The sequence below is a fragment of the [Lactobacillus] timonensis genome, assembly GCF_900240275.1.
Taxonomy (GTDB): Bacteria; Bacillota; Bacilli; order Lactobacillales; family Lactobacillaceae; genus Limosilactobacillus; species Limosilactobacillus timonensis.
Genome location: NZ_LT964761.1, coordinates 921,068 through 939,272, shown reverse-complemented (window position 1 = coordinate 939,272; position 18,205 = coordinate 921,068). Strand labels below are relative to the sequence as shown.

At 48.2% G+C, this 18,205-nt stretch carries 14 protein-coding genes and 1 tRNA gene; 3 read left to right on the top strand and 12 right to left on the bottom strand.

All coding sequences use genetic code 11. The annotated features are described in order from the left end of the window. Positions 1-104: 104 nt before the first annotated feature. Both C1710_RS04450 and C1710_RS04445 read right to left on the bottom strand, forming a co-directional pair. Positions 105-980, bottom strand: coding sequence for an RluA family pseudouridine synthase (locus tag C1710_RS04450; RefSeq protein WP_102280479.1), 876 nt, complete (start codon positions 978-980; stop codon positions 105-107). Positions 981-1,048: 68 nt separating this feature from the next. After that, a tRNA-Asp gene (locus C1710_RS04445) sits at positions 1,049-1,123 on the bottom strand. Between the two features lie 127 nt (positions 1,124-1,250). On the opposite strand from C1710_RS04445, the gene mprF reads away from it, so the two are divergent. After that, positions 1,251-3,806 (top strand): bifunctional lysylphosphatidylglycerol flippase/synthetase MprF, encoded by a 2,556-nt coding sequence (mprF, locus tag C1710_RS04440; protein ID WP_102280477.1) that lies wholly within the window; start codon positions 1,251-1,253, stop codon positions 3,804-3,806. Positions 3,807-3,852: 46 nt separating this feature from the next. Here the strand turns inward: mprF and C1710_RS04435 are convergent, their stop codons facing one another. The 10 genes from C1710_RS04435 to C1710_RS04390 form a co-directional block, all read right to left on the bottom strand. Beyond that, positions 3,853-5,424 (bottom strand): NERD domain-containing protein, encoded by a 1,572-nt coding sequence (locus C1710_RS04435; protein WP_180961300.1) that lies wholly within the window; start codon positions 5,422-5,424, stop codon positions 3,853-3,855. 92 nt (positions 5,425-5,516) lie between these two features. After that, positions 5,517-6,962, bottom strand: coding sequence for a C69 family dipeptidase (locus tag C1710_RS04430; RefSeq protein WP_102280473.1), 1,446 nt, complete (start codon positions 6,960-6,962; stop codon positions 5,517-5,519). Between the two features lie 157 nt (positions 6,963-7,119). After that, positions 7,120-7,692, bottom strand: coding sequence for a DJ-1 family glyoxalase III (locus tag C1710_RS04425; protein ID WP_102280471.1), 573 nt, complete (start codon positions 7,690-7,692; stop codon positions 7,120-7,122). Positions 7,693-7,702: 10 nt separating this feature from the next. After that, complete coding sequence (locus tag C1710_RS04420; protein WP_102280468.1) at positions 7,703-8,713, bottom strand: alpha/beta hydrolase fold domain-containing protein; 1,011 nt, start codon at positions 8,711-8,713, stop codon at positions 7,703-7,705. Between the two features lie 118 nt (positions 8,714-8,831). Continuing rightward, entirely contained in the window at positions 8,832-10,265 is a 1,434-nt protein-coding gene (locus tag C1710_RS04415; RefSeq protein WP_235858004.1) for an MFS transporter, read from the bottom strand. A gap of 82 nt (positions 10,266-10,347) precedes the next feature. Then, entirely contained in the window at positions 10,348-11,709 is a 1,362-nt protein-coding gene (locus tag C1710_RS04410) for a threonine/serine exporter family protein (RefSeq protein ID WP_102280466.1), read from the bottom strand. Positions 11,710-12,317: 608 nt separating this feature from the next. Further along, entirely contained in the window at positions 12,318-13,805 is a 1,488-nt protein-coding gene (gene gltX / locus C1710_RS04405; RefSeq protein ID WP_102280463.1) for a glutamate--tRNA ligase, read from the bottom strand. Positions 13,806-13,887: 82 nt separating this feature from the next. After that, the gene (locus tag C1710_RS04400) at positions 13,888-15,057 is read right to left on the bottom strand and encodes a PIN/TRAM domain-containing protein (RefSeq protein WP_102280461.1); all 1,170 of its coding nucleotides are present in this window, start codon (positions 15,055-15,057) and stop codon (positions 13,888-13,890) included. 37 nt (positions 15,058-15,094) lie between these two features. After that, entirely contained in the window at positions 15,095-16,474 is a 1,380-nt protein-coding gene (radA, locus tag C1710_RS04395; protein WP_102280459.1) for a DNA repair protein RadA, read from the bottom strand. Positions 16,475-16,483: 9 nt separating this feature from the next. Continuing rightward, on the bottom strand, positions 16,484-17,023 hold the full coding sequence (locus C1710_RS04390; protein WP_102280457.1) for a dCTP deaminase/dUTPase family protein: 540 nt from the start codon (positions 17,021-17,023) through the stop codon (positions 16,484-16,486). 126 nt (positions 17,024-17,149) lie between these two features. Between C1710_RS04390 and C1710_RS04385 the strand changes: the two genes are divergently transcribed. Together C1710_RS04385 and rpiA are read left to right on the top strand one after the other, a co-directional pair. Next, positions 17,150-17,455, top strand: coding sequence for a GNAT family N-acetyltransferase (locus C1710_RS04385; protein WP_408065706.1), 306 nt, complete (start codon positions 17,150-17,152; stop codon positions 17,453-17,455). 17 nt (positions 17,456-17,472) lie between these two features. Next, entirely contained in the window at positions 17,473-18,162 is a 690-nt protein-coding gene (gene rpiA, locus C1710_RS04380; RefSeq protein ID WP_102280452.1) for a ribose-5-phosphate isomerase RpiA, read from the top strand. The last annotated feature ends 43 nt before the right edge of the window (positions 18,163-18,205 follow it).

The window sequence follows — 18,205 nt, the reverse complement described above, 5'->3', positions numbered from 1 at the left end:
AAAAAATGACAGATTTCTCATTTTTCTCTTTTTTTGTCTTAAAAAGCGAACAATAAAGAAAAAAGGCCATCAACTGTTAGGAGTTCAACAGTGATGGTCTCTTTTTAGTCAATGATGTTCTTTATATCTGCTGGCAGTGGTGCCGTAAATGTTTTTCCTGCGCCGCTGAACGGGTCAACAAAGGATAAACTCGCGGCATGCAGTGCCTGACGGTCAATGAGTGTCTCGGCACCACCATAAAGTTTGTCTCCAAGCAGGGGATGGCCAATGGAGCTAAAGTGCACCCTGATCTGGTGTGTCCGCCCTGTCTTTAGTGTGGCCCGAACCAGCGTCCAGTCGTCACCGCGCTGCTCTACTTTGTATTCGGTAAGTGCTGGATCACCATCAGGATCAACCACCCGCCGTGCCTGTCCTGGAACCCGGGCAAGTGGCGAATTAATTGTCCCCTTATCGTTATTAATGATCCCCGACACTAAGGCCAGATACTGCTTATTCAATTCGTGGTTTTCCACCTGCCGGCTAATCATGCTCTGGGCAACGTGGTGCTTAGCGACTAGCAAGAGACCCGACGTTCCATAATCAAGCCTGGTAATGAGGTGGGGCCGCTGGTCCACTGCTCCTTGTTTCACCAGGTAACCTTTGACCCGGTTTAAGATGGTGTTCTGCGCCGTCGTCGGCCCGGGAATGGATGGTACTCCGGCGGGCTTATTGACTAACAGCCAGTTATCATCTTCGTAAATTACCACTAAGGGATCGTTGCTAATAGCGACTGTAGGGTCAGCTGGCTCTGGATCAACCTTAATGGTCAGTGGCTGGTTAGGCAAAATTTTCGTGGTGGGCCGTACTGGCCGGTGATCAACTTCAAAACTACCACCACCACGCTTAATTTCGTTGAACAACCGGTGCCCCATCCCCAGTGACTGGAGAAACTTTTTTATTTTAACCGGTTCGCTGCCCCGGTAAACCCAGGTATTTTCCATCTTATCTGTCCTCCCTCAAGAATATAATATACAGAAAAGGCGTTGCGGCAACACCGCAACGCCGGGAACGGTCCGTACGAGACTCGAACTCGTGATCTCATCCGTGACAGGGATGCGTCCTAAACCAACTAGACCAACGGACCATTTGACAACGCTTAGCATTATACGGGAGTTTTTAACCAACGTCAACCTCTTTAGCAATTTTGTTTCTGCCCCGAATCGCTTATACTAATAATAGTATGTTTTGTTCGAAATGGAGGATTCTCAATCATGCAAGCAGTTCTTCGCTGGTGGCAGCGTAATGGCCGAATCGTCAAAGTTATTTTTGTCCTTTCGGTCGTACTCTTCGTTGTTGTCGCTCTTACCAGTTTTTTGCGGCAGGTGGACTGGCACAAAGTTGGTACCGGCCTGGCCAGTCTCTCGCCGTTAAGTATTTTGATCATGTTAGTGTGTGGCTGTTTAGCAATCACCCCCATGCTTGGCTATGACTTTGCCGTTGTCAAGCTACTGAAGGTTGATTTTTCGCCACTATACATTATTCGCAGCGGCTGGGTTACCAACACGATTAATAATATTGCCGGCTTCGGCGGGCTCATCGGTGGTACCTTGCGGGCTTATTTTTATGGCCGAAAAAACGAGAAAAAGGGCGACGTCCTGATTGCTATCTCGAAAATCACTGTCTTCTTAATGTCGGGTTTGTCGGTCCTTTGTTGGCTAGCCCTCCTCCTAATTTTGACTTCCAAAACGGGTGTCCACTTACACCGCTACATTCTATGGTTGATCCTCGGTGGCTGCTACTCACCATTACTGATTATCATTACCCAGGCACGGGAAACGCAATTATTTGCTGACTTGACAGTTAAGCTGGAATCCTTTGTTATTATTTCATCAACCCTGGAATGGTTACTGGTAGCACTCTTTTTCATCCTGGTCGGCTTCATGATGGGAATCCACGTTCCGGTTGCCGCAGTCTTGCCACTGTACGTGATTGCTCAAATTGTCGGGATTCTCTCCATGATTCCCGGAGCACTGGGTTCCTTTGACATCATCATGATGATGGAGCTCTCCATGCTCGGCGTCCACAAGTCCACGGCCGTCATTTGGTTACTCTTGTTCCGGGTCTTCTACTACTTAGTCCCACTGGCCATCTCCCTCATCATGAGCCTGGCCCAGTTAAGTCAAAAGGTGAATAATTACTTTGACGACTTGCCACGTCAAGCTCTCCACCAGCTAGCCTATTACCTGCTGACAACTTTTATGTACCTTTCGGGAATTCTGATGCTGCTGGCCGCCTGCTTGCCAGACCTCACCACTGGTAACAAATTCTTAATGAAGTTTTACCCCTTCACGTTCTTCTTTCTCCACCAGTTGACGACGATGCTGTTTGCGATTGCGCTACTAGCCTGCGCCCGTGGCTTACAGGCCAAACTGACCAAGGCCTACTGGCCAACACTAGTCATTCTTGGCATCGGTATTGTCAACACGATTTGGAACCTGGGCACCATCAGTTTAACCGTCTTTTTGGTCTTCGTCTTCATTCTCGTGCTGATGTCACGACGGACGCTGTACCGGAAAAAATTTGTTTACTCCCTGGGCAAACTAATATTTGACATCACCATCTTCTTTGGTTCACTCGCGATTTACTTTGTTATCGGGGTCATTAACCGTCCACGCTACCTCGCTGCCCACCACATTCCTGACTTCCTTCTCTTCCCAGGAGAAAAAATCTGGCTGTCTGGCTTTGTGGGGTTGCTGTTGGGACTGGTCGTCATGTTTATCATGATGGGCTATTTTACGACCGCGAACGATCCATTTCTGGCAGTTGATTCCTTCAGGGCCGACCGAATCCGCAAAGTTATCGACCAATTTGGTGGTAATGAAACCAGTCACCTGGCTTTCCTTCGCGATAAGTTCTTATACTTCTATCAGCAGGATGGTCAAGACCAATTGTACCTAATGTACCAGCTTAAGTACGATAAAATCATCGTCATGGGCGAACCAGTCGGTAACCAGGCAGTTCTTCGCAACGCCTTTATCGACTTCATTAACAAGGCCGACTTATACGGTTACCAGCCGTTGTTTTACGAAGTCGGTGAAAAAACAACGATGATGCTGCACGAATTTGGGTTTGACTTCATCAAAACCGGTGAAGATGGCAGGGTTAACTTGGCCAACTTTACCCTCGCCGGCAAACGTCAACGCTCACAACGGGCCCTGATGCACAAGTTTGACCGAAAAGGCTACCAGTTTTCCATCGAACAACCACCGTTTTCTGACCCCCTGCTCAATGAAATGCGGACCGTTTCCAACGACTGGCTTGGCGATCAAGTAGAAAAAGGGTTCTCGCTCGGCTTCTTTGAAGACTACTATGTCAACCAGGCACCTGTCGGAATAGTCCGCAACAAAGATGGCCGGATGGTTGCCTTTGCTACCTTCATGCCAACTGGCTCCAAGAAGTTGCTGACGATCGATCTGATGCGCCATAGTAAGGACGCCCCATCCGGCATCATGGACAAAGTATTCATCTCGATGTTCCTCTATGGTCAAGAACACGGCTACCAAGAATTTGACCTGGGGATGGCACCACTGAGCAACGTTGGTCAGTCCCGTTTCAGTTTCCTGGAAGAAAAAATTGCCCACTTCATCTACGAATACGGTTACCGTTTTTACGGTTTCCAAGGACTGCGTCGCTACAAGGCCAAGTATGCGGACCGTTGGGAAGGCCGCTACACGGTCTACCGGAAAAAGAACTCAATTATTAGCAACATTCTTGCACTGGTAATCGTCATTAACCAGCCGGTTCACCGTTTGCAGCGGATTAACTAAAACAAAGGAAGTAGCAAAAATGAACTTGCGACTTCCTTGATCAATATTATTGATGTTTTCGTGGCTGATGAGTCAAATAACCATCACAGTTTTTTAACCCCGCTTGTTGGAGGGCCCTGATTAATTCAGGGTCCTTTTTGTTTACCAGGTCGTCAAGCTTTGTCTGGTTGAGCTGCTCAATCAGTTGCAACTGGTTCCAGGCACCCGCCAGGACCATGTCTGGACGTTCTGGGAAAAGATATTGCGGATATGCCTTTTCACACTGTTGAGCATGGGTCAGCGCTTCTGCTACCTGCTCCACTACTTCTGGGCGTAAGTTGCCCTCCGCCGCGCTCACGGCTTGGACTAACTCATCGAGACCCATAAAATAATATCCCGGTTGTTGCTTAGGTGCCGGGCGTTGTTTCGTTGACGGGTTCGCTGACACATAAAGCACGTGGATGTTCTTGGTTAAGTAACGGAGATGCTTGGCAGTCAACGCATCCTTTTCTAGCGCTAATTTAACAGCTGCCCGGTGATTTTCCCCCTGCGTCACAATATTCATCTTCTCGTAGCGTTTAAAGCTTTCGCCCCACTTACCATAAATGGTCCCGTCAGCATTGATTCCCAACTCGCTAGCGCTGAAGTTCTTGACCTCCAGAATAAAGATGCCGTGACGATTAACAACGATGCAATCAACCTGATTACTATTGGCATGCTTGCCATCATAGGAATACGGCAAATTAAGGGACGTTAAAAGTTGGTTATGGCGTTCGCCAACCACGTTGCGAATCCGCTGTTCTCCCACCATTCCGCGCAAAAAGCCCGTTAGCCGTCGCTGAAAATCATCCATCTCTTTTTGCCACTGATCGCGGTCCTTAATACCGCCATCAATCTCGCCCAGTCGAAGCCGACCACTATTGGAGAGGAAAGATGGCTTCAGGTTGCGAACCTGCATTGCCTGCTCCTTATCTTCTTTGATCGCAAACTTAAAGTTGTTGCGCATCTGCTGGTCTTTTTTGAGCAGGTCTTCCAACTGTTGACGATAATAGGCAACAAAACGCTGCCAGTACTTAATGCCCCGTTGTTCATCATCCCGTTGCCAGGTCTTACCGTTATTAACCAACCGCACTTGCTGGGGATGACTATCCACGTAATTAACCAGCTGTTCGTTACTCTTATTGATTTGTTGGCGGTATTCACCAGCCGTCTTGTTGGCTTTCACAATCTGTAGAAAGCCAGTGTGACCATCGTGGCTCAATGAATCATCAAGACGTTGCTGAAGTTGTTCAATCTCGGCCCGGTATTCATTCATTGAATTCATGACAAGCATGTAGTAGCGACCAATTAACTCCTTAGTCGACATCACTCCGCTAAGCTCGGGCCGGGTATAAATCGTCGTATCAACAACCGGGGTCACATCGGCAGCGGTCTTCTCACCAGCGCCCGCAAAGGGTTGATTAGCAACCACTTGCTGGTCCAACTGCTTACTCAGCTTCTCATTCTGGCGCTTTAATTCTTCATATTGGTCATGTAATTGGTTGTAGTCTTTCACAACTTCAAAATACTTTTCCGCCAGTTCGGTGATGGTGTATTCCTGGCCGCCAAAGTTAACAGTCGGTTCGTGTTTGCCAAACATTTCAATCCCTCCCATAACAAAAAGATTATAGCACACCAGACAAAAAATCCCGGCGTCAATGACGTCGGGAATAAATTCAGTAACATTGATGACTAGAGGTTTTCATCCATCTTAAAGGTTAACTTAGAAAGCCCCATTCCGTTCATCAGCAACTTGCTAAGCAGGTCCTTGGTTCGCTTACCCATCTCTCGGTTCATCTTAGCCATTTCATCACTCAGGAACAGGTCCGCTTGGTCACGATCCATCTTCTCGTCGGCAACCTTTTGTGCCGTGGTCTTAACCCAGCGGTACAGATATTCGCGAGCCGCCTTCAGGTAATCAAGGTCATCCTGCAAGAATTCAGAGTAGTAAGATTCGACTGTTTCGGACAGTACCCGGTACATCCAATAAGCACTGCGCAGGTTCATATTCAGTGATGTCGGTGTTACAGCGTAAGTTTGGGAAATCGAGGTAGCTTCACTGAAGAACGGGACATACGGAGTGAAGGTTGGAACACCCAAACAGAGCCACATAATGTGGTTAGCGTACGTTGGCATCTCCGGATTGACCTGCAGGACGTGTGAGTTCTGGGTCCGGTTCAAGCCAATCGGGCGGAAACGAACACGGTCTTCTTCACTGCCCTTGCCCAGTGGATCATACGGGGTGTTCTCATAGTGGCTGCCCAGGTAGGTCTGCATATCTTCAAGGGTAATCTTGTGGTTAGTTCGGGCAATAAATGGGAGGTCAAAGTCCGTTGGCTCCATCTTTTCCGCCGGATTCATCAGCAAATGGCCGAACCACTGCCGCGGCGTATTGTAGTGAGTATCAAAGGTAGTTGCTGTCCCAAAAATGTGACGGAAATTCCAGCCATGTTTGTCGGGGTTCAAGTTATTGTCACTGACAAACTCTTGAATTCCCTCTGACCACATAAAGTTCTTCGGGTCGTCGAAGTTAACCTGCTGGATCGCTATCCGGTTACCAGTAACCGCATAGGCGTCATCCGGGATCCGCTGAGCAACCCAGTGGTGGCCAGTGACGATTTCCATGTACCAAATATCATTTTCGTCAACGAAAGCAACGCCATTGCCTTCTGCAGAGCCGTACTTAGCAATCACTTGACCCAGACGAACAACAGCATCGCGTGCACTGTCCGAGTACGGCAGCGTCATTGCAACAATCACGTCTTCGTTAACCCCGCGATCGGTATCGAGGGGGTCAATTGCCAAGACCCGTTCGTTCGCATAAACACTTTCCGTTGCACTCATGCCGACGCCCTTTTCGTTAAAGCCGCTTTCGTCAAAGACCCCTTCCTTGCGGAAATTGCTGTCCAGGTTAGGAACACCCTGGTAGCGGTAACCGCTTGTTGGACACTCACCCTCAAACTTATTGAGGTACGACTTCACAATTCGTTGTTCATTACGGTATGCTGGATAAATTTTGACCTTCTGTGGATCAATTGGGCCAAAAGTGTCGACATTACGACCCACCATCAACGAACCGTCAATTGTGGCATCTTTGCCGGCTAAAAAAGAAGTACAAGTTGCGATATGCTTTGCCATTAACCAATTCTCCTTTGCGAATGTGTTACGTGAAAATATTTTACCGTGATTAGTGTTGCGATTCAATTAATATGCTAAATTAGCCCGTGAAAACGGCCCCAATAAGCAAAATGACGCGAATCAGGACCTGATCCCATCGCGTCATTTTACACTTGATTTAAATATTTTCCTTCAGGAAATCATAGAGCATTGCGTGTTGGAGATCATTGGTGTCAATCCCCAAGACAGCAGCTATCTGGAAGGCATAGGCCATTGCTGTGGCTGGTCCACGACTAGTAACCAGGTGGTGCTTCTCGTCGACAACCGTAATATCTTCATGGAAGCGGCTGTTCTTAGCTTCCTTTGCAACGTCCTCTTCCATCCCAGGATAAACGGTGTAATCAGCATCATTCAACAAGCCATAATGAGCAAAGGCAGTCGGTGCTGCACACATTGCACAGTTCCACTTACCATCCTGTTGACGCTTAACCATCAATTTTTCCAGCGGCTCGCAGTCACGGAGATGTTGTGCACCGCCCATTCCGCCTGGAAAGATTACGGCATCGTAACCCAGTAAGGAGTCATCCAGCACTTTATCGGCGGTCAGCTTAATGTCATGAGCCCCAGTTACAGTGGTCGAGCTCAATCCCACCATGTCTGCTTGAATTCCTAGTCGACGAAAAACGTCTACTGGTGTCAATGCCTCAACTTCTTCACATCCATCTGCACACATAATCGCAACTTTTGTCATTGAAGTCCTCCTATTCTACCGGCAATTCATCCTGCCGGATTGTCTGATCAATTGTTTTAAGCGCCTCAGACGCCTCAGGAATATCGTAAAGCGGGTAAATATGAAAAAGCCCCCGCCCGATATGGTAATCAACCTGAACACCCTGCTGACGTAGTTTACGAACAAAGTCATTGGTTTGCGGGTACATCACCTCGTGAGTTCCGGTAAAGACCATCACCCGGCGCAAGGAGTGAACATCACCGTATAAGGGACTTACTCGGTAATCGTGAGGATCAGCCTTCCCAGCCCACAGACGACCAATGTGGCGGAGGCCATCTGGGTCCAGTGTGACGTCCTTTTCCACGTAGCGGTCAATCAGCGGGCTGTTCAGCGTTGCATCGACCCATGGTGAAATCAGCACCAGGTTGCCAGGCTGGGGCAAACCACGTTGCCCAAGATACTCACAAAAGCCCGCCGCTAAGCCAGCACCAGCAGAGTCACCCATCAAGGTGATGTTGCTAACCGCGACCTGGTTATAAGTCTCAGTATACAGCTGCAACAGGAATTGGTACGCAACGGTAAAGTCATATTGTGGTAACAAGGGATACAGCGGCACGATAATCTGACAGCCAGTAGTAATAGCTAAGCGGTTCAAAAACTGCCAGTGCTGCTTGTCTGACCGGACGAGATAAGCCCCACCGATCAAATAGATAATCTGGGCCTGGTTGTCGCTACCGTTACGGTTTAGCACTACTACTTCACTACCACCAATGGTTTTCTTGTTAACAGCAACATCAAAACTAACGCCACGGGGAAAGTCATACGGCCGGGCGTTATCTTCCCGACCTTGGGCCATCAACGATGCCAATGACTCCGGGTTGCCAAGGGCCCGTTTAAAACCTGACAACTGAATTCCTAGTGATGCCACCGTCGCTCGCGGCGAAACGTGGTCACCACACCGGCGACGATCTTTAAGATTATCACTAAGACTGGCTGCTAACTCGGCAACAAGAGATTGAGATTTTTGGCCATTGTTAACCATCCTGTGTACTCCTTCTTGTTTGTTATGGATAAATCGTAACACGAAACAGCCATCACCAGTTAATTATTTTGCTGATAAAAAACGGGCTTGCCCGCAAGCAAACCCATCTATAATAATTTTACTCAGTCGTTTTTGGTAAACGTGACTGTTTAATAGCAACCGTTACCGCAATTAGGAGACATCCTGCTCCGAGGACAAAAGCCACAATCATGGTGTTACGGTAGCCATGAAAAAGGATGTTTCGCATCGTCGGGATAAGACCAACTGACAGGTTTTTCGCCGTTGCCGCATTGGTTAACTGGTTCATCATTTTCATCGTAATACCGTGATGCTTAGCCAGTTCACTCTCCAGAGTAACGTTGAGGACTACCCCGTAGAGTGCAGACATCATCGTCTGACTGAGGATCCGTAACAAGTAAGCCACGGACGTTGCCACTGGCAAGTCATCAACTGACACGTCTGTTTGGACACTCACCTGCAAAATGTTGAAGTTGAAACCAACGCCAAAACCCTCAAAAGCCCCAGCAAGCAATAACAACCAGAATGGTGTGTGCTGCCCACCGATTAAGACGATACCAAAAGCGATCATTAACGTTAACACACCGCCAGTGACTAACCAGTACTTTGGATGGCGTTCCTGAGCCGTCGCAGCGACTTCCGCGCCGGCAAAGTTAGTCAACGCCCCCGGAATTTGTGTCACACCACCAATAAGGGCACTCATCCCCAGCAGACCTTGCGCCCACATTGGGATATAAGTAATGAACGCGATGAAGGCTCCCCACATTACCACAAATAAGGAAAAATCTACAACCAGCTGCTTGTTGGTAAACAAACGACCGGGGATAATTGGATCCTGGACATGGCGCTCCGTATGAGCCATTAAGACCATCAACGCAACTCCTAATACTAGCATTGCCGCAACTAACCAACCAGCACTCGTCCCAAGCATTTCAATACCTGCCAAAATGGAAGTAAGTCCTAACACCATTAAGGTTGCTCCACGGTAGTCAATGTCCTTTCCGGCTGCTCCGTGGTGGGTCGGTTTAAAGTAAAGACCAACAATCGTAATCGATACCAGGGCAATCGGCACGTTAATGTAGAAAATCCACCGCCAGTTCCAGGTGTCGACAATCCAGCCGCCAAGGAGTGGACCGATAATGGAGGCAGTGTTAAAAAACGCACTGGAGAGGCCGACTACCTGAGCTCGTTGGTGCAGGTCATCATATAAGAAGCCATAGGCAATCATTGGGATCGTGTTCATCCCACCAGCACCAATCCCCATTATTGCCCGGGAAAGGATAAAGAACTGGATGTTTTGTGCTGATCCCTGAAAAATTGACCCGCCGATAAACAGCATTGTTGCAGCCAAAAAGGCTACCTTATTGCCGACGTGTTCACCAAACTTACTCCACAGCGGGGTGGAGACCGACATTCCTAACAGGAAAACAGCAACAATCCAGCCAATATACGACAAAGCATGAAGGTCGCTGGTGATTGCCGGCATGGCAGTGTTAACGATCGTTCCGTCTAATCCCGCCATAATATTGGACATCAACAGGGCGACCGTTACCAGCTTTAAGTGTGGTTGTCCCTCCTCAGTCTTGTGTTCCACAAATCATCCCTCTTTCTGAAAATCAGCCATTGTGTCGCCACTTCGGGTCCGTCAAGATCCGCGCGGTTGTCAAGCCTAGTGGCAAAGCAATTACGATTAGTGCCGCTTGCACTAGCCAAAAAGCACCAACACTAACCGACGTTAGCCCCATATTGTACATTGAACGATACATATACAAACCAGGAACCATGATCACAATCGACGGCACAGTAATTGCAATCCGTGGGTACCCGACCTGGTGGCGGACCACTGAGGCCAAAAGACCTGCAGTTAGAGCCCCCAGGAATGCTGCCGCACCACCAGGCATCTGTAACAGGTCAACTAATTCCAACCGCAGGGTATTTGCTACCGCCCCAATACAACCCGCCAAGGCGGCTAAACGAACTGTACTGTTAAACATGATAGAGAAACCAAACACTCCGCAAAAGCTCATCGCCATTCTTAAAAGAGCTAACGCCATTGGTGTCAACCCAAGGGGCAAGAAGTTTTGGGGATGCAGGTGCAAACACATAGCTACCAGCCAACCAGACATCGTCGCCACAATGATAATCATCAGAGCATAAGTCAGTCGTTCTAATCCTGAAGCCATGTCAAGCTTAGACATGTCCAGTCCACTAGTAATGAACGGGAATCCCGGAATAATAAACAGCATTGCCCCGATATAACCGGCCTCATGTCGTGCCCCAACATGCCAAGTGACTTCCAGTGCATTAAGAACAAAAAAGTAGGTAACACAAGCAAAGATCACTGCCACCGCGATGCAGGCCAGCAGTGTAATGTGATGATCAATCAACTTACGACGAACAAAGTTACCGACTGTTGCACCAAAGAAACAACAAAACATCTCAACCGGTCCACCACCCAGCAGGAAAATGAAGGCTGCACAAGCCAAACCAGCAGCTAAACCAACTTTCAGTGGCGTGTAATAGCCCTTCGTCTTGGCAATTTTGCTGAGGGTGTTGTGGATCTCGCCGATCGTCATTTCACCACCACGTTCTTCAAACATCTTCATAAATCTTTCCAGCTTTGCCAGTTTACTGGTATTAACCCCCATACTGGCCAGTGACAGCGATTGTGAATAAGACTGGTGTTCATCCATACAGGTATACTCAATACTGGTAAGGCCAATTTCGGCTGAACAAGTCATTTTCAATTGACGCGCCGCAATGTTCATTGAATCGCGAACCCGCCAGGCTCCTGTTCCACAACTCAGCAGCATCAAACCGATCCGCCCAACAATAAGTGACCGGTCAACCAGGGTGGACTTAGCCGCCGGGGTATAGTTATCACTAGTCATAATATCGTGCCAGGGAATTTGCATATGGTGATGCTCAAATTGTTTGATTTGCTGGTCGATTTGTGAATCAGTTGACTTGATAGTCATCGTTCTTCTTTCTCTCCTCTTTTTAAACAATCGCTAACTACTATACGCAGTTTTACCGTGGTTGTCCACCGCCCTTCCATTTTCCGTCGTAATTCACTCATAAACTATCTCTGATATTTGTCACATTTTCTTCACATTCTGGTGATAACATAATAAGTGTAGTAAGGAAGAACCTACTACAACTTCAAACCGATTATTTTTCATTACTCCTCCCAATAGTAACCGAAAAATAGCAATTACGAAATCTCCCCCAAGATTACCGTAATGAAAACGACCGCTACCCCAAAGCGGTCGTTTTTTTGTACAATTATTTGGTGGTGATTGCCTGCTCTAGCAAAAAATGAGGGGTTGTGACATAATCCCTCTTATTCACACTAAAAGTTAACCGGCGGTACAACAATGGCCTCTAACGTTCTGGTAAAACCGAACGCTAGAGGCCTGTTGTTGCTCGCTGGGACGGCGGATAGCCTAGCTGCGTGTCGTGACGACGAAGGCATAAATGACTTCCGCGTTAGCACCGTTCAAAAACGAAATCATTCTGATTTCTGTTTCACGGTTTGTCACGCTCCCATTACTGAATTAAACTAATTAATAAGTTGATGCCCTAATTACTTGATTTCAGCAATCATTTGGTCAAGGTGCTTCAAAGTTGTCTCTTGACCAAATAATTCGATACTTTCTGGCAATTCTGGGCCTTCCATTTCGTGAGTCACAGCAATTCGGATTGGCATCCATAATTTGCGGCCGCGGATTCCCGTATCCTTTTGAATGCCCTTAATGATGGCTAAAACATTAGTGGCATCCATGAAGTCTAAGGCAGCGATCCGCTTGCGGAATTCCTGCAGAACCGTCAGTGCATCGTCATCTTGCATTTCCTTCTTGGCGTCATCACTAATTTCGTCTGGACCATTCACAAATGGCTTGACATAGTCAATGATTTCGTGAGCGTAACTGATTTCACGCTTGAATAGTTCAACGCAACGACGCATCCATTCCATCTTCTGGGCATTAGCGTGTTTCTCCATTAAGCCGGCTTCGATCAGCTGCGGCATTGCAACGTCAAAGACACGGTCAGCAGAGACGGCCTTCATGTACTGGTTGTTAATCCAAATTAACTTCTTGCGGTCAAAGGCGGCTGGTGACTTGCTGAGCCGCTTTTCATCGTACATCTTAATGAATTGCTTCAGCGAGAAGATTTCGTCTTCACCAACTGGTGACCAGCCCAGTAAGACGATAAAGTTAACCATTGCTTCTGGCAGGTAGCCAAGGTCCCGGTACTGTTCGATAAATTGCAGAATTGATTCATCACGTTTACTGAGCTTCTTCCCAGTTTCGCTGTTGATAATCAATGCCATGTGACCAAACTTTGGTGCTTCCCAGCCGAGTGCTTCGTAGATCATCAGCTGCTTTGGCGTGTTGGAAACGTGGTCATCCCCACGGAAAACGTGACTAATCTTCATCAGGTGGTCGTCAATGACCACAGCGAAGTTATAAGTTGGCATCCCGTCACGCTTCTGGATAACAAAGTCGCCACCGACCGTCTTCGATTCAAATGAGAGGTGGCCCTTAACAATGTCATCCCATTCGTACGTCTTGCCTTCAGGAACGCGGAACCGAACAACGGGCTTCAGACCCTTTGCTTCGGCGTCTGCCTGTGACTGCTTGATTTCCTCATCAGTCATCCCAGCATATTCGTAAACGTAGTGTGGTGCCTGGTGGGCTGCCCGCTGTGCTTCACGGGTAGCCTGCAACTGTTCTTCAGTGACGTATGACTTGAAGGCCAGGCCCTTTTCCAGGAGCTCGTCGATGTACTTTTGGTAAATGTCTTTCCGTTCGGATTGACGGTACGGACCGTAGTCGCCGCCAACGTCTGGACCTTCATCCCAGTCCAGTCCCATCCACTTCAGGTTATCCAGCTGTGAGCGTTCACCATCAGCGATGTTCCGCTTGGTATCGGTATCCTCAATCCGGATAATAAATTTACCCTTGTAATGACGGGCAAACAGGTAGTTAAACAGTGCCGTCCGGGCGTTACCAATGTGCAGGTGCCCCGTTGGACTTGGAGCATAACGAACACGAATTTCGTTCTTTGACAATCTATTCAGCCTCTTTCATTTGTCGAGTTTCCTAAACCATTATATTGTACTATTTTCCAGACGCAACCGTTAACGAAACTTTTTATTTCTTCTGCTGGTTTCGTTTGTCTTGTTTTTTCATTTGTTGATGGTCTGACTGATTCTTTTCACCATGCTTTTCGCCTAACCCCTTGGCAGAGTGGAGCAAACGAGCAAAAATCATCCGTCCCGCGTCAGTTTGCAGGGCACTGGTGACTTCGACCATCACTTCCTTATTCATAAAGAAGCGACCATCTTCAATGACCACCATCGTGCCGTCATCCAGATAAGCCACACCTTGCTGACGTTCGGTCCCCTTCTTAACGACCTTGACCTCCATCCGTTCGCCAGGAATAACCCGCGGACGTAGTGACTTCGCCAGGCTGTTAATGTTAAGAACCTGCACGTTTTGGAACTGGATAACCTTATTAAGGTTGTAATCGTTAGTAACGATAACCCCGTCAACCTTCTTGGCCAACGCGATCAGCTTGCTATCGACTTCCTTAATGTCTGGGAAATCCTCGTTGGACATCTCAATTGGCACAATTTTTTCTGTTCGCAGCTTATTCAAGATGTCTAGTCCGCGGCGACCGCGCACCCGCTTAATACTTTCGCCGGCATCAGCAATGTACTGCAGTTCGTAAAGAACAAAATTGGGTACTAACAGCGTCCCCTCGAGAAAGCCAGTTTTAACCAGGTCATAAATTCGACCATCAATTAGGATATTAGTGTCAAGGATCTTGTAGTGGTGGTAGTTTTCATCCTGCTTGGACATCACCTTGCCGGTTGATGGCTTTTCAATTTCAGCCTTGCCGAAGAAGGTCTTCCAGTCATCAATCCTGGTTGTTCCCAACTGAAAACCAAAATAGGAAAATGCAATCATCAGTAGGATTGGTAAAATGTTGTCCACCACTGGAATATTAGTCCGCCACAGCGGAATCGAAATCAAAATTGCCAGGACCAAGCCAATAATCATTGCCAGCGAGCCAATAATGATATAGACCGGGCTTTTCGACGACAGTTGTTTTTCAACCCGCTTGATCAACCTGACAATCCAGTCTGTCATCGCAAAAGATAATAACCAAAAAATAAGTGCACCGATGATGACGTCAACAAATACCAAGAATACCTGTGGCATCTTGAAATGAATCGCTAGCCAGAACAGTGGCAGGTAGTAAAAGCCCATCGCTGCTCCCACTAGCAAAAAGAGCAGCCGAATTAGTCTTTTTCGCATCGTGTTCACCTCCCTTCAAAAATGATTATCAATATTCTTATTCGGGCAGCGCCAACCGTAAGGCCTCACCAATCGTTGACACCCCAATGACCTCGATTGGGCTCTGCGGCTGCCACCCCTTTAAGTTATTCTTCGGAATAAAGATCCGCCGAAATCCCAACTTGGCCGCCTCAGCGACCCGCTGTTCAATCCGGTTAACCCGTCTGATTTCGCCGGTCAACCCGACTTCACCCACAAAGGCATCCGTTGGCCGTGTGCCATGGTCGCGATAACTAGAAGCAATTGCCACGGCTAGTGCTAAGTCGATCGCTGGTTCGTCGAGCTTAACACCACCAGCCGCCTTCAGGTAAGCGTCCTGGTTTTGCAGCATCAGGTTAGCCCGTTTTTCAAGGACCGCCATAATCAGCGAAACCCGGTTGCGATTTAACCCGGTAGCCGTTCGCTGGGCGTTACCAAAAACAGTCGGCGTGACCAAGGCCTGGATTTCTACGAGGATCGGTCGAGTGCCCTCTAGTGAAACCACCACCGCGGAACCAGTAGCGTCTTTTAATCTTTCTTCCAGGAAAATCTCTGACGGGTTACGCACTTCCCGGAGACCATCCTGGCGCATTTCAAAAATCCCCAGTTCATTAGTCGAACCAAAACGGTTTTTGACTGCCCGCAAGATCCGGTAAGTATGGTGAAGGTCTCCTTCAAAGTAAAGGACCGTGTCCACCATGTGCTCCAAAATCTTCGGACCCGCAATCGCCCCGCCCTTGGTAACGTGACCAACAACGAAGACCGTGATGTTCATCCCTTTCGCAATCTGCATTAACTGGGCAGTTACTTCCCGGATTTGCGACACTGAACCGATTGCTGAAGTGACGTTCGTTGACTGCATCGTCTGGACTGAGTCAATGACGACGTACTGCGGTTTCATGGAATCAATAGTTGCCCGGATGGAGTCCATATTTGTCTCAGGATAGATGAAGAAACTGTCACCAGAAACATGGAGTCGTTCGGACCGCATCTTCACCTGACTGGCGCTTTCTTCACCGGACACATATAGAACGCTGTGCCCCTCGGCACTCAGTTGGCCTGACACCTGCAGGAGTAATGTGGACTTCCCAATGCCGGGGTCACCACCAATTAAGACCAGTGATCCTGGCACGATGCCACCACCGAGGACACGGTTTAGTTCGTTGAGCTTAGTCTTGACCCGTGGCGTCTTTTTGGCATCAATTTCGTTCAGTCGCTGCGGTTTGGTAACGATTCCCGTCAAAGTGGCCGCGTGAGCCGTTGCCTTCTTCGCTGAAGCCGTCTGAACAACTTCTTCCACCAGCGTATTCCACTGACCGCAATTAGGGCAGCGGCCCAGGTAACGCGGTGAATTATAACCACAGTTCTGGCAAACATACTGCGTACGTACTTTAGCCATCAGACTCTCCTACTTCTTCGTTGAACCGAAGCCACCGGTACGGTCGGCCCGCGGTGCTTCTTCGTTATCAGCGGTCAGGTACGGCAAAAAGATTGCCTGACCGATGCGTTCACCCTTTTTAATCGTGTAATCGCGCAAACCGTAGTTAATCAACTGGACAAAGAGTTCACCCTCATTAGATGGGTTGTTATAATAATCGGCGTCAACAATCCCTACCCCGTTAGGTAAGATCAATCGGCGCTTCAGGGGGGCGCTAGACCGGTTGGCTAATAAGACAAACTCGTTGGGCTGCATGTAACACTTAATCCCTGTTGGCACCAAAAATGGCTTCAGCAGGTGGTCACCAGCCAGTAAGTCCTCCTCAGTGACTTGGTCAGGCTGACGATGTAAAGCCCAGAGTGTTTTTAAAAAGTTGCCCCGCCAAATCGATGGCAAAACAAAGTCTTCACTCGCTGCCAAGTCGTAGCCCGCTGCACTCTTGGTCTGCCGCTGAGGGAGCTTGATTACCTGATTTTGTTTTGCCGACACAATTTCAAAACCGCGTAACATTTTTTCACCTCGTTAGTTCTTTCAAAACATACTATTACAATTATACGTGAAATCCGACTTAATGACACTTTTTTGTCTCTTGACTTTTCCCCTTAACCATCAGAAAATCGACATGTAAAGCGATTTATCAAGGGCGGTGAGTTTGTGAAATTTGTTACTGAAAATAACCGGCTGACTGTGACTAACAATGGTTCCTGGGTGGGCGAACTATCTTTTCCCGCGTTAAGCGACCAACGAGTGGTGTTAGAGCGAACCTTTGTTGCTCCCATATACCAGGGACAGGGCATCGGCAGTCAGTTAGTAGCAAAGTTTGTTGAATATGCTAAGCATCATCATTTAACAGTCAAGCTCATGTGTCCCTTTGCCAAGCAGGAGTTTAGTCGGCACCCCGCTTACCAGGAGGTCTTGCCTGTAAGCGACCGGTGGCAGTAATAGTTAGGAGAGAGATTATGGATCAAACTGAACAAAACAAACTGAAGGCCCTTGTGGGTCAAGAGGCTGTCAAGTACGTCCAAGACGGGATGATCGTCGGCCTCGGCACCGGTAGTACCGTTCGCTACATGGTTGACGCCCTCGGCAAACGTGTCAATGAAGAGCACTTGAACATCGTCGGGGTTACTACTTCAACACGCACCACTAAGCAAGCTGAATCACTTGGCATTACTATCAAGGACCTTGACGAAGTTGACCACATCGACCTGGTGATCGATGGTGCTGATGAAATCAGCGACGACTTTCAGGGGATCAAGGGCGGCGGCGGCGCCCTGCTCTGGGAAAAGATTGTTGCTGATGCTTCTGACAAGTGCATGTGGATCGTAGACCAGTCCAAGATGGTCCACCAACTGGGAGCCTTCCCACTACCAGTTGAAGTGATTCCGTTCGGCAGCTCTCACGTCTTTGCGAAGATGGAGAAGTTTGGCTTTAAGCCAAGCTGGCGGATGGATGGGGACGAACAGTACCTTACCGACCAGAAGAACTACATCATCGACCTTCACCTCGGTCAAATTAATGACCCGGCTAAGCTCTACGAAAAACTAATTCACATTGTGGGCGTGGTCGAAGTCGGTCTCTTCCTTAACCGGGTTAATGATGTGATCATTGGGACTAACAATGGCCCCGTTGTTAAGCACGCCCGTTAAAGTTAATTACTCAACCGGTGTCATGGGGCGCCGGTTTTTTTGG

Bases quoted from the DNA above. Each gene is read 5' to 3' on its own strand.
- C1710_RS04450 (WP_102280479.1), bottom strand. From the start codon at position 980: ATGGAAAATACCTGGGTTTACCGGGGCAGCGAACCGGTTAAAATAAAA.
- mprF (WP_102280477.1), top strand. From the start codon at position 1,251: ATGCAAGCAGTTCTTCGCTGGTGGCAGCGTAATGGCCGAATCGTCAAA.
- C1710_RS04435 (WP_180961300.1), bottom strand. From the start codon at position 5,424: ATGTTTGGCAAACACGAACCGACTGTTAACTTTGGCGGCCAGGAATAC.
- C1710_RS04430 (WP_102280473.1), bottom strand. From the start codon at position 6,962: ATGGCAAAGCATATCGCAACTTGTACTTCTTTTTTAGCCGGCAAAGAT.
- C1710_RS04425 (WP_102280471.1), bottom strand. From the start codon at position 7,692: ATGACAAAAGTTGCGATTATGTGTGCAGATGGATGTGAAGAAGTTGAG.
- C1710_RS04420 (WP_102280468.1), bottom strand. From the start codon at position 8,713: ATGGTTAACAATGGCCAAAAATCTCAATCTCTTGTTGCCGAGTTAGCA.
- C1710_RS04415 (WP_235858004.1), bottom strand. From the start codon at position 10,265: ATGTCCAATATTATGGCGGGATTAGACGGAACGATCGTTAACACTGCC.
- C1710_RS04410 (WP_102280466.1), bottom strand. From the start codon at position 11,709: ATGACTATCAAGTCAACTGATTCACAAATCGACCAGCAAATCAAACAA.
- C1710_RS04400 (WP_102280461.1), bottom strand. From the start codon at position 15,057: ATGCGAAAAAGACTAATTCGGCTGCTCTTTTTGCTAGTGGGAGCAGCG.
- radA (WP_102280459.1), bottom strand. From the start codon at position 16,474: ATGGCTAAAGTACGTACGCAGTATGTTTGCCAGAACTGTGGTTATAAT.
- C1710_RS04390 (WP_102280457.1), bottom strand. From the start codon at position 17,023: ATGTTACGCGGTTTTGAAATTGTGTCGGCAAAACAAAATCAGGTAATC.
- rpiA (WP_102280452.1), top strand. From the start codon at position 17,473: ATGGATCAAACTGAACAAAACAAACTGAAGGCCCTTGTGGGTCAAGAG.